Consider the following 12,936-nt stretch of genomic DNA (forward strand, 5'->3'; position numbering starts at 1 on the left):
GATGTCATTCCCGCATAGTCGGGAATCTCTAGCATAAAGCAAGATAAAATCGAGTTTTAGTTTTAAAAATTTATTGTATTTATGATATTTTTTCTGGATTCCCGCCTATGCGGGCAATGCCCTAAGCTCTTCACAATGACAAAAAATAATAATGATTGAATATTATGCAGGACTTAAAAAACAATAAACCTCAAATTACGCCGGAACAGTTAAAGCAATTACTGTCCTTGAGAGAAAATTCACTAAGCCTTAAAGGTCAAAGCTCTAAACGTAAAGCTTTAATCAATGGGGCGCTAAAAAAGACCTCACACGCAATAGAATTTTTACTTTTAAAGCTTGATAGGTTTGTTAATTTTGTCACCAAAAAAGCCGATAAAGATCGTAATGATGTTGCACAAACAGCAAGATCACCTATCCTTTTTGGTATTTATGTTATTATTTTCTTAGTATTAATCGGTGGTGTTTGGATGGCTGTCGCACCACTTGATAGTGGAGCTGTTGCAGTTGGAATATTAATGCCAAGCACAAATAAGAAGACAATTCAACATCATGAGGGCGGAATAATCAAAGCTATTTACGTGAAACAAGGCGATAAAGTTAAAGCAGGTGATAAGCTAATAGAACTTGAAGAAACCAGAATAAAAAGTGACCATGAGAGCACTTTAAGTCAATATCGCACTGCTTTAGCTACTGAAAATCGTTTAATTGCTGAGCGTGATAATTTAGAACAAATAGAATTTTCTGATTTTTTAATGCAAGATATTAATTTACCGGAAGTCGCTAAAATAATGCACACCCAGGAAAATTTATTTAGATCAAGAAAAGAAGTATTTAATTCAGAAAAAGATGCATTGCAACAACGTATTTCTCAACTTGAAAAGAGAGTTGAAGGCTTAGAAGCAAAAAAAGTTGCTGCAACTAAAACAGCCGAGGTTTATCAAGATCGCTTAAAAGCTTTAAAAACTTTAAAAGAAAAGGGTTTTGTACAGAAAGCTGCTTTATTAGAACAAGAAGCAAAAGTTGCTAGTGCAAAAAGTGACGTTGCGACGACTGACACGGAAATAGCAGGAACGCACCATTCTATTACTGAAGCTCAAATTAGTATTATAACTCAACAAAATAAATATACTGAAAGAACTTTAACCGAACTTCGTGAAGCCCAAGTACAGGCAGCAAGCTTAAGAGAAAAATATAACTCTTTAACTGATTCACTTAATCGGATAGTAATTAAATCGCCTGTTGATGGTATAATTAATAATCTAAAACATCATACAATTGGTGGTTATATAGGTCATGGACAGACTATTATGGAAATTTCACCTACTAACGATCCATTAATTATAGAAGCAAAAGTATCACAAAAAAATATAGATTCAGTACATGAAGGACTGGTTGCAAAAATACGCTTTAGTGCTTTTAAATCACGTACTACCCCAACATTTACCGGTAAAGTAGTCAGTATATCACCGGATATTGTTCAAGATGAAAGACAACATCCTGGTCAGCAAGATAACTACTATATTGCTAGAGTAGAGATTGATATGGATGAATTTAACAGAATTGCTAAAATAAAAAATTTGGAATTACATCCAGGTATGCAAGCCGAAGTACAGATCGTTACTGGAACTAGAACATTGCTTAGATATCTCCTTGATCCTGTAATTGACACAGCATTTAAGGCATTCAGAGAGAAGTAATTTAATTTCAACGTTATTGCGGAAAAAAACTGGTGGTATTGCATGGTTCGAAAAATGTCCTGTATGTCATTCCTAGCTAAAAGCAGGAATCCAGAAAAAAAGCATAAATACAGCAAATTTTTAAAATTAAAAGCGTAGGTTATCTTGCTTTATGCTGGATTCCTGCGATCAACGGAATAACATCAGAACCACGCAACAATACCTAAACAGGAATGACATAATATATTTTTCAACTCATATAACAACGCTATGTTCTCCTGCTTAAAATAAAAATATGATATTATCTTACATCGGTATATTATTAGTAATTATTGGGCTGTTTTCCATATTTTCAGGTATTATCGGTTTTTTTCGTTTTCCTGATTTTTATACAAAACTACACGCCGCAAGTGTTATTGAAAGCTTTGGAGTACCAATTTGCTTAATAGGTTTTGCATGCTTTACAGGAAACTTTTTTAATTGCCTTAAGCTGCTTCTAGCTGCTCTATTAATTTTCTTATTAAATCCGGTAGCAACTCACGCTCTTGGTAAAGGATCACTACTTTCAATGCTATCCTTGCGAAAGCAGGAATTTAGGAAAAAGTAAAACAATGTTTATGCATTTAAATTTTGATCTAAGCAATTACTTACTTAATCTTATTGTTTTTTTACTTGTTATCATTTCGATTAAAATCATTTTAGCTAAAGATTTATTGGAAGCAGTAATGCCTAGCTCAGCATTTAGCTTATTAATTGGTGTATCTTATTTACTTATGGATGCACCAGATGTTGCGATGACTGAAGCAGCCCTTGGAGCGTGCCTATCAACCTGCGTATATTTAAATTTATTACGCAAATTACCCTCTAACTTACAAATAATCCAAAGAACTAGAATTATTCCAGCAAGCTTTGTATGTTTATTATTTGTAGTAACTCTTACTTACATGGGGATTGAACTAACAAATTATGGTGATGAACATGCCCTACTTCACACACATCTAACTAAATATTATGTAGAAAACACTAGTAAGGATATTGGAATACCATCTTTTGTAGCAGCTATTTTAGCTAGTTATCGTGGGTATGATACCTTAGGCGAAACTAGCGTAATTTTAATTGCTGGAATTTCTGTGTTATTAGTATTTTCATCGAAAAAAAAAGAAGATGCTATAGAACATAATATACAACACAAGATCCCGTGGCGGGCTCACGGGATGACAGTTTTACTTAAAGAATACAAAATAATAAAAAACATCTCTATTTTTATAGTACCTTATATAATTTTATATAGCTTGTATATTCAGCTTAATGGGGAAGCATCACCTGGTGGCGGATTTCAAGCGGGCGTTATATTTGCCTCTTCTCTTATTGCTTATGATTTAGTATATGGTAGTCAAAAGTTAAATCGATATTTTTCAGTAAATACATTAATAACCATTGCTGCTTTAGGTGTTATGATATACGGATTTACTGGTGTAATATCACTATTTTTTAATGACAATTACTTAAACTATTATTCTCTAGCAAACTTTATTAACGATAGGCTAACTGCTCAACATATAGGAATATTTGCTGTAGAGATAGGCATAGGTTTAACAGTTTCTGCTATTATGTACTCAATTTACAACTCATTTAACAATTGTGAATAGCTTGTTTTTACTAATCAAACGTGAATTTATCGTGCAGAATCGTATTAATAATATGATTAAATATCTGATGATATTTTTTCTATTTTGTATTATTAGCACTACTTTAATCAACAGCCATGAAGATATCAAGAAATTTGGCTTAATTTTTTCTGTAATTTGTTTGTTAATTTCATTGATTGGTTTTTCTTCTATTATATTTAAGTCAGATTTAGAAGATGGAAGCTTAGAATTAATGTTATCTGTAGTTAATCCAACTAAAATAGTACTGGCTAAATTTTTTGCGATATTTATAAGTAGTACGATAGGGATAATTTTAACATTACCTATTATTTATGTTTTTTTCAGCCAAACCTTACTAGAAATAATATTTTTCTTTATCAGCGTCTGGCTTGTATTAATTTTATCAAGTAGCTTAGTAGTGTTATCGGGTAGTATGCAAAGCTATTTTAGGGTTAATGCTAATTTTATCGGCATATTTATTATGCCTTTGCTAATTCCCAGTATTATAATGACAGGGTTAGTGCTACAAGATAATAATTTACAATTAATTTTCATTATGACAGGTATTAATTTATTAATCTTACCTATTTCATTTGTCTTAAGTTCATATTTAATCAGAAATATTTACAGCATAATATGATTATTTTCTTTATTTTTAATAGTATAATAGTATAAGATAAGATAATAAATTTTTTTGAGAAAATAATATGTGGCAAGCTTTACGAAGGTTAGTTGCAGCTAACCCTATGGGCGTTTTTTTATGGGGCATTATTACTAAATGGTATATAATGATAGCTGTTGCATCATTAATAGTATTATTTTATGTAGTAAAAGGGCTTGAGAAAATCGGCTTTATAGACTATTTTGGCAGAACAACAGTTGAGATATTAGACACTAGTAAAGCTATTGCTCAAAATTGTACTGTAAAACTTGGTCCTGACTGGGATCATTTAGTTAACTTTTGGAATTGCTTAGGTGATCCAGGAAAATATGAGGTTAAAGAAGGTACAGGAGAAAAAGAATTACAGCAAGGTGTAGAAAAGCTTATTAAAAAGCCTGAAGATGGTGGCGAAGGTGATGGCACTGTTCCCGAACCGCATACTCCAATAGTAAATCCTTATGACAACAGTAATAATATGAATACAAACTAAATATGTCAGATACTGAAGATACTACTAACAATACAAAACAAACCTCTCGTCGTGATTTTATGGTCCTAACGGCTAGTAGCGTTGCAGCGGTTGGAGCTGCATGTACGCTTTGGTCTCTTATTGATTCTCTAAACCCTTCAGCCGATGTTCTTGCTTTATCATCAATCGAAGTTGATCTATCAAATATTGCGATAGGTCAAACAGTTACAGTTAAATGGCAAGGAAAGCCGGTATTCATTACCAATCGCACTCCGGATAAAATTGCTGAAGCAAGGGCTGTAAAAATGTCAGAGCTAATCGACCCTGAAGAAGATCAAGCACGTGTAAAAGCTGGGCACGATAATTGGTTAGTAACAATTGGTATCTGCACGCATTTAGGTTGCGTACCCCTTGCAAATCAAGGTGATTATGATGGCTGGTTCTGCCCGTGCCATGGTTCACAATATGATTCATCAGGTAGAGTAAGAAGAGGTCCTGCACCTTTAAATTTAGCAGTACCGCCCTACACTTTTATTAGCGACAAAAAAATTAGAATCGGGTAATTATCTATGAGCGACAACATTACCCCAAAAACTGGAAAGACTAATGCTATTATAGAGTGGATAGACTACCGTCTTCCGGTCTTCTCTTTTCTAAAGCATTTTAGCCATTATCAAACTCCAAAAAACCTTAGCTATTTATGGAATTTAGGCTCTATTGCCGGTATTGCGTTAGTAATTCAAATAATTACTGGTATTATACTTGCAATGCATTATACGCCGCACGTTGATCATGCTTTTGATAGCGTTGAAAAAATCATGCGTAACGTTAATTATGGCTGGTTACTGCGTTATACTCATGCTGTTGGTGCCTCAATGTTTTTTGCAGCCGTATATTTACACATAGCAAGAGGACTATATTATGGCTCGTACAAAGCACCGAGGGAATTACTGTGGCATATCGGTATAATCATTTTCCTAACTATGATGGCAACGGCTTTTATGGGTTACGTACTACCTTGGGGACAAATGAGCTACTGGGGTGCAACAGTTATTACTAATCTATTCTCAGCTATTCCGCTTGTAGGCAAGTCTATAGTTACATGGTTATGGGGTGGTTTTTCGGTAGATAACCCAACGTTAAACAGATTCTTTTCACTACATTATTTATTGCCGTTTATTATCGTTGCTCTTGTGATGCTTCATTTAGTAGCATTGCATCAACATGGTTCAAATAATCCGAAAGGTATTGATGTTAAAGGTCCTAAAGATACGATTCCATTTCATCCTTATTATACGATTAAGGATTTTGTTGGTTTCGGAGTTTATTTCATAATATTTGCCTATTTTATTTTTTATGAGCCGAATTATTTAGGTCATCCGGACAATTACATTCCTGCAAATCCATTAGTTACACCTGCTCATATTGTTCCTGAATGGTATTTTCTACCATTTTATGCAATATTACGTGCTGTGCCGTCCAAGCTTGGTGGTGTACTACTAATGTTTGGAAGCATATTCGTGTTGTTTTTATTACCTTGGCTAGATACTTCAAAGGTAAGAAGTGCCAACTATAGACCAATATATCGCATTGCTTTTTGGATATTTATGGCAGATTGCTTATTGCTCGGTTATCTAGGCGGACAGCCGGCAGAAGAGCCTTATATTACTATAAGTAGATTTGCTGCATGCTATTACTTCTTCCATTTTTTAGTAGCCTTGCCATTAATAGGTAAATACGAAAAGCCACTACCACTACCGGAGGAGTTTTAGAATCGTTATTGAAATATCAATCACTTTCATCTGAGAGATGAAAGTTTGTTTTATAGCGACTAGAAGTCGCATATCAAGCTAAAGCTTATTCAAGCCGTATGTGAGAGAAATCATGTCTGGTTCATGTACCTCAATATGTCTTTAATCATATAATCGGTACATTACCACTATTAGATCTACAGTCACTGCGTGCACAAACAATTTCTACCACACTGTGTGATAAAGACGATAGTAAACTGTTAGGTGATTTCCTGAAGTGTTGAACTCATGGTGCTTATGATGCAATGCATCATGGCGCACATGGCAAGCTAAAGCTTTTCCATCTGGAAGATGGAGGTTTTAACCACCAAAGGGACTATAAAAGTCATTGCGAGCCACTGAAAGTGGCGTGGCAATCTCAGAAAGTATAGCTCATGACGTTTTTGTATTATACAAATTTGTGAAACAACCAGCTGTATATATAACTACTAATAAAAAAATGATATACTTTATACCGGTGTAACCTCTAATCTTATAAAAAGAATATACCAACATAAAAACGAAAACATTAAAGGTTTTAGTAAAAACATAATTGTAAAATATTAATATTTTATGAGCTTCATCAAACTATGGATTCAGCAATAAATAAAGAAAAACAAATTAAGGCTGGTTCAAGAAATAAAAAGATTAAATTAATAGAACAAATAAATACAAACTGGGATGATTTATATAATGAAATTATTCTATAAATAAAAATATTGTTGGAATAAAAGATAAAACCTTGATACAACAATCTCATAAAACAATAATAAACTCCTGAGATTGCTTCGTCAAAATTTTCAATTTTTCCTCGCAATGACGGTCAAAAAAACACTATGAAAACTAAATTATTTATCTCTATAATCATACTATTAATTTCTGCTTTAAGTCTAGCCAATGAGGAAGTGTTACATCCCAAAAAGATGAAATGGCACTTTGAAGGATTGCGTGGTAGTGTTGATCGTGAAGCCGCACAAAGAGGGTTTCAGGTTTATAAAGAAGTATGTAGCGTCTGCCATAGCTTAAGCAATCTATATTATCGTAATCTTAAGGATATCGGCTTTTCTGAAGAAGAGATCAAAGAAATTGCTAAAAATTATACAGTAAAAGATGGTCCGAATGATGATGGTGAGATGTTTGACCGCCCTGCTATTCCCTCTGATCGTTTTGTATCGCCTTATCCAAACGAACAAGCAGCAAGAGCAGCTAATAACGGTGCTCATCCGCCCGATTTATCATTGATAATAAAAGCTCGTCATGATGGAGCTAATTATGTATATTCGCTACTTACCGGTTATGCTGAGCCGCCTATAGGTTTCAAGCTAATGAATGGTGCTCACTATAATCCGTATTTTCCAGGCGGGCAGATAGCAATGCCTCCACCTCTAATGAATGGACAGGTGACTTATATGGATGGCACTAACGCAACTATTGAACAGATGAGTCATGATGTCGCAGTATTTTTACAATGGGCAGCTGAACCGGAAATGGAACACCGTAAATCTATGGGACTTAAAGTTATGATGTTTTTAGTAGCGTTTACTATCTTTTTCTATATTGCCAAAAACCGCATCTGGTCGAATTTAAAATAGTGGATAATGTTACCCATACCTGAATAAAATATAACATTTTTTAAAAATGTCCGGTACTATTGTTACAAAGACGACATAGCCAATTTTTCAAATTGATACTATCGTCTATCAACTCTTCATTTATTAGCAGTATATATACCGCAAATACTTCAAAAGTTGGTAAGTCAAATAAGCGGTGAGTCTGCGGAACGTAGATAAACTAAGTGAGCAAAGACGAATCTCACAATTTGGCTTACCAAATCTTGAAGTATTAAAGGTATATAACTATCTTCCTCTATCTTGATCTTTATTCACCTTTACAGATTTAGACAAAGTAGTACGAAGTTGATTAATATTTTTTGTTGCAATTACTGCTTTACCAAAAGTATCTTTCATATGTGCTACTTTTTCTTTGATAAAACTTTTCTTTTTACTATTGCTCTGCTCTTCATTTTTAGAAGTAATAGGAGGTGTAGATTTGGTAATAGCACTTTCAGATGGTTTATTTTCTTGATATTTTTCACCAATATTATTAGCAATCTTTTTAACATTTTCGGTGGAAATATGATAAGAGGATTTGCCAGGCAAAGCAAGTGCAGCTTTTGAAAGCATAGTCTGCTTTTCTTTCAAGTCTTTAGTTATATTATTTATTATTTCTTCTTTATTTTCTGCTAATTTCGAAGCAGAAATATTTTGTAAAGACTCAGAAAGTGCTCCAGTAATCTTAGTTTTATGTTCTTCGTCTAGTTTAAAATTTTCATTTTCTAGATTTTTTAATGTAGCATCAACTATATTATTTGTTAAAAGTTTAGAAAATGGTTTGCTGATTTTAGAGATTTTTTCTTGAGCTTCTTTATCAGTAAGTTTTGTTTCATTAATTCCCATCTCTTTATCAGTTTTATGTTGAGGCGGGGCAGGAGTTTTATCGTTTAATTTATTTAACGCGAGTTTCGAATTAATATAGCATAGGATTTAGCATATCAAGAGAGATGTAATAGAAGGTTTATTATCAGACATTTGATAATTTATCAGTGCTGCAACCATATGCACAAAGGCATTTGTAACTGATCTATGCCTTGAATGCTCAAACTTCCCCAATAGTTTAATTTTACTAAACACAGATTCTATTAATGCTCTTTTAAGCAATAATATTTTATCCAACATAGACATAAGTTTATTTTTCATATTTTTCTTTACCCTAGTTACCATAAAAATTCCTTGCTCTAAAAGTTGTTGAAATAATTGTTGTGAAATATAACCACGATCTCCGAATACTTTACCAAAAAGATTTTTGATCATCAGTTCCAGCTGTTTTCTATCATCCTTATTGCCAGGGCTAAAAGATGCTTTAACTATACCACCGGCTCTATTAATTATTAGATGTAGTTTAAGTCCATAGAACCAACCTTTTGTTGTCTTACTGCGTGCTGCTATGCCGGCGAACACTTTATTCATTGAAATACGGTATCTCTTACATACCTCTATACTACTTGAATCTACAAAAGAAAGGCCATCACACTGATCCAAAATAGAATTGAATATCAGTACTAATAGTGGTAAATGTGGACCTATTATTTTTATAAATTGACTATAGCTTACTAATTGAAAATCTCTTTGATGATAAATCCATATTTGCTTCAGATAATAATTCTTAAAACAATCATAAGATGACTGCCAGTAGCCTATTATAATTGTTATTACCTCACTTCTGTTAAGTCGACTTTTAGGACCAGATTTGTTGTTATGGTTAGTAATTGAATTTGTATGCTTGTCTAATTCTTGAAAAAAATCATCGACGTAACAAAATATTTCTGTAAAATCCATTATCATAGGTTATTGCTCTTAAAGTTTTTTCAATAACGGGTTCATTTACATAAAGGTACGAGAAGTACCATAGGAATATTAGTAATTTGTAATATCCCTAACACGCATGATAGTTTGCCTGCTTGTATTAAAATACTTTGCAATAGCCGCAACGGCTTTACCATCCTGTAATTGCTCTATAGCCTCTTTTCTTTGTGCTTCTGATAAAACTTTCGGGCGTCCAAGAGTTTTACCGTTTGATTTAGCTCTGGCAAGACCAGACTGTGTACGTTCAATTAATAAATCACGCTCAAATTGAGCAATGATATTAATTACGCCCATAGTCATTTTTCCTGCTGAGCTAGTAAGGTCTACACCTCCAAGTGCCAAACAATGAACTCTGATCCCCATTGCTTCTAATTTTACAACAGTAGTACTTACATCAATAGCATCACGTCCTAATCGATCTAACTTGGTAACAACTAGCACATCGTTTTTTTCCATTTTATCCAGTAGTCTGGCAAATCCTTTACGTCTGCTAATCGGCACTGATCCAGACACTTTTTCAGTAATCACTCTGTGAGGTTCAATATTGAAACCCGCTGCTTCAATTTCTTTTGTTTGGTTTTCTGGAGTCTGTCCAATTTTAGAGACACGAGCATAAACGAAGATACGAGGCATTATTAGATATCAATTGTATTAAAAAGGCTGTCCTAAATATTATATATGTTCTAAAGTGTGTCAATATAATTTTTGGACATAAGAATAAGATATGTCCGGAAACGAACGGTTTTGGACAGATATAATTATTTTTATAGAGGAGTATAACTTATGCCAAGAATGCAAATATTGACCACGCAAGAGCAAAAGAAATTTAATAAACCCCCATTATTTGATCACATACAACGCAAACAGTTTTTTGATTTCCCAAAAAAACTACTAGATATAGCGCGTAGCTTAAGAAATCCAACCAATCAGATAGGTTTTTTATTGTTATGTGGATATTTTAGAGCAGCAAAACGATTCTTTTTACCGCAGGATTTTCATAAAAGGGATATTGTGGTCGTAGCCAATATACTAAGCTGTCCTGCCTCGAAGTTTATTGCATATGATTACAAAAAGGTAAGCAGAATGCGACATCAGCAGATTGTAGCTGAGCATTATGGATTTCAAACATTTAATAAAACTGCCAAAACTATGATTAAGCATGAGATTGAGTCGATGTCATCTTACTATTTGAAACCAAGGTTGATCTTTGATAGATGCAGCGACCTCTTAATCCAAAAACATATTACACTCCCAGAATCAGGAACGGTATGTGCATTGATACGTCAATCGCTACAATCCCATAAGCAAGCTCTAGTATTACGAATGAATAATCAGCTCACTCCTGAGACATCAATACTTCTAGATTCTTTATTTACGCGTGATCAAGATAAACAAAGCTACCGACTGACACTACTGAAAAGACTGTCACAATCTATAAAACCTGCTAAAGTTCGAGAATGTGTAGCAGATTTTCACGTTATTGCAGAGTTGCACGGAAAATTGTCTGATACCCTAGATACGCTTAAATTAGGACAAATGGGAATTCGCTATTATGCTGGCAGTGTAATGAGGTCACAGATATTCCAGATACAGCAACGTTCTCAAACAGATCGCTATATTCATGCTGCAGCGTTTGTCGCTCATCAGTATTACCGTATGCAGGATAATTTGGTTGATATTTTCCTGAATGTTATGACCGCGTTCCAAACTACGATTGCCAATGAGTATAAAGAAAATGTACTAGAGCAACAGGTGATACAACAGAAGCAATTGCAGGTACTAATACACGAGCTGGAGACTGGTGTATTTAGCGTAATGCAGGAAATTCGTTCTATTGCAAATGATAATATTCTTCCAGACTGTGAAAAAGTATATCGCATCAAAAAAGCACTGAATCACGAGACACCTCATAATATCAAAAACATTCGTGAAGGGTTTTTAGAGTTATCTGATGACTTAGCTTTATATGATCTTCAGGAAAATAAATCATTGCATCTGCAAAACCGCCTAAGTCCAGTGTTAAAGGCTGTGGAACTTCAAGCTGAACAACAAAAATCGCCTTTAATAGAAGCAATTGACCATTTTCGTGACAGGGACGGTCATATTACTGCTCAAGCTCCTGCAGCATTTTTGGGCAAGCAAGAATACGCAGCACTCTACAGAGAAAATAGAACATTTCGTATCTCATTATATAAGGTCTTCCTATTTCAGCATGTGGCAGCTGCTATCAAATCCGGTAAGCTAAATCTAGTGTATTCCTATAAATACCGACCGTTGGACGAGTATATGATCAGCAAAAAACGCTGGGAACAAGAAAAATATCACCTTCTGGAGCGTGCTGAAATGTTAAATTTTCTTGATTCTAAAATCATATTACAACAACTAGACCAAACATTATATGATCAATATAAGTTAACTAACGCTAGAGTCCTAGAAAACGAATATCTCAGCTTTAAGGCAGACAAGTCGTTCCGTATAAAAACTCCACCACTGGATAAACAAGATACTGATCCATTGCAAGCATGGTTTCCTAAACGGTATTATATCTCACTGGCTGAAATATTGGAAACCGTACATCATCATTCCAATACACTATCAGCCTTCGAGCATTGGCAACAAACTAACACATCAAAGATTACCTCACGCCCTGCCTTACTGGCTGGTATCATCGGGCTTGGCTGCGGAATCGGTGTACGAAAAATGGCTAGAATATCTTCACACGTTAGTGAGAATGAACTGGATCATACTGTAAATTGGCGTAATATATCATTTAGTAACACCGGCAAAGTATAGAAGAGTAATATTCAATGAGGAACTAGACGATTATTTATGTAAAATTTGTGAGGACATAGAGGCTCGTTATGAAATTAGATTTTTGGAAATAGGAGTAGATAAAGAACATGTACATTTTTTACTACAGTCAATACCAATGTATAGCCCAACAAAAATAACTCAAATCATAAAAAGTATTACATCTAAGGAAATGTTTAAGAAATATCCAAATCTTAAAGAAAAATTATGGGGAAGTGAGTTTTGGAGTAAAGGATATTTTATGAGCACAGTATGTAAACATGGTGATGAGCGGAAATTACGTAATTATGTAAAAAATCAAGGTTCAGGCAAACCTTCTTATAAAGCATTTCAACAAAAACAGTTAAAACTTTTTGGATAGATACCTCGTAGCTCTGCTGCGAGGAGTATCATTGACTGCCCGGTACTATTTATTCACATGATCCAGTTAAAAATAATAATAAAATTAGTATTTTTTA

General features: G+C 34.0%; 15 protein-coding genes. 12 read left to right on the plus strand and 3 right to left on the minus strand.

Annotated features, from left to right (window positions below):
* Positions 1–164 precede the first annotated feature (164 nt).
* The 10 genes from ACOAL3_RS04720 to ACOAL3_RS04765 all read left to right on the plus strand — a co-directional run bounded on the left by ACOAL3_RS04720 (position 165) and on the right by ACOAL3_RS04765 (position 7,837).
* The gene (locus ACOAL3_RS04720; protein ID WP_395476442.1) at positions 165–1,697 is read left to right on the plus strand and encodes an HlyD family type I secretion periplasmic adaptor subunit; all 1,533 of its coding nucleotides are present in this window, start codon (positions 165–167) and stop codon (positions 1,695–1,697) included.
* A 274-nt stretch (positions 1,698–1,971) separates the two neighbouring features.
* Entirely contained in the window at positions 1,972–2,283 is a 312-nt protein-coding gene (locus ACOAL3_RS04725) for a Na+/H+ antiporter subunit G (RefSeq protein WP_419235507.1), read from the plus strand.
* Between the two features lie 4 nt (positions 2,284–2,287).
* Positions 2,288–3,325: a DUF4040 domain-containing protein gene (locus ACOAL3_RS04730; RefSeq protein WP_419235508.1), complete on the plus strand. Its 1,038-nt coding sequence runs from the start codon at positions 2,288–2,290 to the stop codon at positions 3,323–3,325.
* Complete coding sequence (locus tag ACOAL3_RS04735) at positions 3,318–3,965, plus strand: heme exporter protein CcmB (protein WP_395476447.1); 648 nt, start codon at positions 3,318–3,320, stop codon at positions 3,963–3,965. The genes ACOAL3_RS04730 and ACOAL3_RS04735 overlap by 8 nt, the downstream gene beginning before the upstream one ends.
* Before the next feature lie 67 nt (positions 3,966–4,032).
* Entirely contained in the window at positions 4,033–4,476 is a 444-nt protein-coding gene (locus ACOAL3_RS04740) for a DUF2670 domain-containing protein (RefSeq protein ID WP_419235509.1), read from the plus strand.
* A gap of 2 nt (positions 4,477–4,478) precedes the next feature.
* On the plus strand, positions 4,479–5,018 hold the full coding sequence (gene petA / locus ACOAL3_RS04745; RefSeq protein ID WP_395476449.1) for a ubiquinol-cytochrome c reductase iron-sulfur subunit: 540 nt from the start codon (positions 4,479–4,481) through the stop codon (positions 5,016–5,018).
* A gap of 6 nt (positions 5,019–5,024) precedes the next feature.
* A complete protein-coding gene (locus tag ACOAL3_RS04750; protein WP_395476450.1) occupies positions 5,025–6,227 on the plus strand; it encodes a cytochrome b in 1,203 nt (400 codons plus the stop codon).
* A 513-nt stretch (positions 6,228–6,740) separates the two neighbouring features.
* Positions 6,741–6,812, plus strand: a complete 72-nt coding sequence (locus tag ACOAL3_RS04755; protein ID WP_419235602.1) for a hypothetical protein — start codon at positions 6,741–6,743, stop codon at positions 6,810–6,812.
* Positions 6,813–6,835: 23 nt separating this feature from the next.
* The gene (locus tag ACOAL3_RS04760) at positions 6,836–6,955 is read left to right on the plus strand and encodes a GIY-YIG nuclease family protein (RefSeq protein WP_419235510.1); all 120 of its coding nucleotides are present in this window, start codon (positions 6,836–6,838) and stop codon (positions 6,953–6,955) included.
* A gap of 126 nt (positions 6,956–7,081) precedes the next feature.
* Positions 7,082–7,837 (plus strand): cytochrome c1, encoded by a 756-nt coding sequence (locus ACOAL3_RS04765; RefSeq protein ID WP_419235511.1) that lies wholly within the window; start codon positions 7,082–7,084, stop codon positions 7,835–7,837.
* Between the two features lie 264 nt (positions 7,838–8,101).
* Here ACOAL3_RS04765 and ACOAL3_RS04770 read toward each other — a convergent pair whose 3' ends face one another.
* The 3 genes from ACOAL3_RS04770 to ACOAL3_RS04780 form a co-directional block, all read right to left on the minus strand.
* Positions 8,102–8,701, minus strand: a complete 600-nt coding sequence (locus ACOAL3_RS04770; protein WP_419235512.1) for a hypothetical protein — start codon at positions 8,699–8,701, stop codon at positions 8,102–8,104.
* An 87-nt stretch (positions 8,702–8,788) separates the two neighbouring features.
* Positions 8,789–9,646, minus strand: a complete 858-nt coding sequence (locus ACOAL3_RS04775; RefSeq protein WP_419234519.1) for an IS982 family transposase — start codon at positions 9,644–9,646, stop codon at positions 8,789–8,791.
* 72 nt (positions 9,647–9,718) lie between these two features.
* Positions 9,719–10,300: a recombinase family protein gene (locus tag ACOAL3_RS04780; RefSeq protein WP_419235305.1), complete on the minus strand. Its 582-nt coding sequence runs from the start codon at positions 10,298–10,300 to the stop codon at positions 9,719–9,721.
* A 150-nt stretch (positions 10,301–10,450) separates the two neighbouring features.
* Here ACOAL3_RS04780 and ACOAL3_RS04785 point away from each other — a divergent pair, with 150 nt between their 5' ends.
* Positions 10,451–12,460, plus strand: a complete 2,010-nt coding sequence (locus ACOAL3_RS04785; RefSeq protein ID WP_419235513.1) for a DUF4158 domain-containing protein — start codon at positions 10,451–10,453, stop codon at positions 12,458–12,460.
* Entirely contained in the window at positions 12,420–12,839 is a 420-nt protein-coding gene (tnpA, locus tag ACOAL3_RS04790) for an IS200/IS605 family transposase (RefSeq protein ID WP_419235603.1), read from the plus strand. Before ACOAL3_RS04785 ends, tnpA begins: the two co-directional genes overlap by 41 nt.
* Positions 12,840–12,936: the final 97 nt, after the last annotated feature.

It is taken from the genome of Rickettsia endosymbiont of Nabis limbatus (assembly GCF_965196655.1).
Lineage (GTDB): Bacteria > Pseudomonadota > Alphaproteobacteria > Rickettsiales > Rickettsiaceae > Rickettsia.

Bases quoted from the DNA above. Each gene is read 5' to 3' on its own strand.
- ACOAL3_RS04720 (WP_395476442.1), top strand. From the start codon at position 165: ATGCAGGACTTAAAAAACAATAAACCTCAAATTACGCCGGAACAGTTA.
- ACOAL3_RS04725 (WP_419235507.1), top strand. From the start codon at position 1,972: ATGATATTATCTTACATCGGTATATTATTAGTAATTATTGGGCTGTTT.
- ACOAL3_RS04730 (WP_419235508.1), top strand. From the start codon at position 2,288: ATGTTTATGCATTTAAATTTTGATCTAAGCAATTACTTACTTAATCTT.
- ACOAL3_RS04740 (WP_419235509.1), top strand. From the start codon at position 4,033: ATGTGGCAAGCTTTACGAAGGTTAGTTGCAGCTAACCCTATGGGCGTT.
- petA (WP_395476449.1), top strand. From the start codon at position 4,479: ATGTCAGATACTGAAGATACTACTAACAATACAAAACAAACCTCTCGT.
- ACOAL3_RS04750 (WP_395476450.1), top strand. From the start codon at position 5,025: ATGAGCGACAACATTACCCCAAAAACTGGAAAGACTAATGCTATTATA.
- ACOAL3_RS04760 (WP_419235510.1), top strand. From the start codon at position 6,836: ATGGATTCAGCAATAAATAAAGAAAAACAAATTAAGGCTGGTTCAAGA.
- ACOAL3_RS04765 (WP_419235511.1), top strand. From the start codon at position 7,082: ATGAAAACTAAATTATTTATCTCTATAATCATACTATTAATTTCTGCT.
- ACOAL3_RS04770 (WP_419235512.1), bottom strand. From the start codon at position 8,701: ATGGGAATTAATGAAACAAAACTTACTGATAAAGAAGCTCAAGAAAAA.
- ACOAL3_RS04775 (WP_419234519.1), bottom strand. From the start codon at position 9,646: ATGATAATGGATTTTACAGAAATATTTTGTTACGTCGATGATTTTTTT.
- ACOAL3_RS04780 (WP_419235305.1), bottom strand. From the start codon at position 10,300: ATGCCTCGTATCTTCGTTTATGCTCGTGTCTCTAAAATTGGACAGACT.
- ACOAL3_RS04785 (WP_419235513.1), top strand. From the start codon at position 10,451: ATGCCAAGAATGCAAATATTGACCACGCAAGAGCAAAAGAAATTTAAT.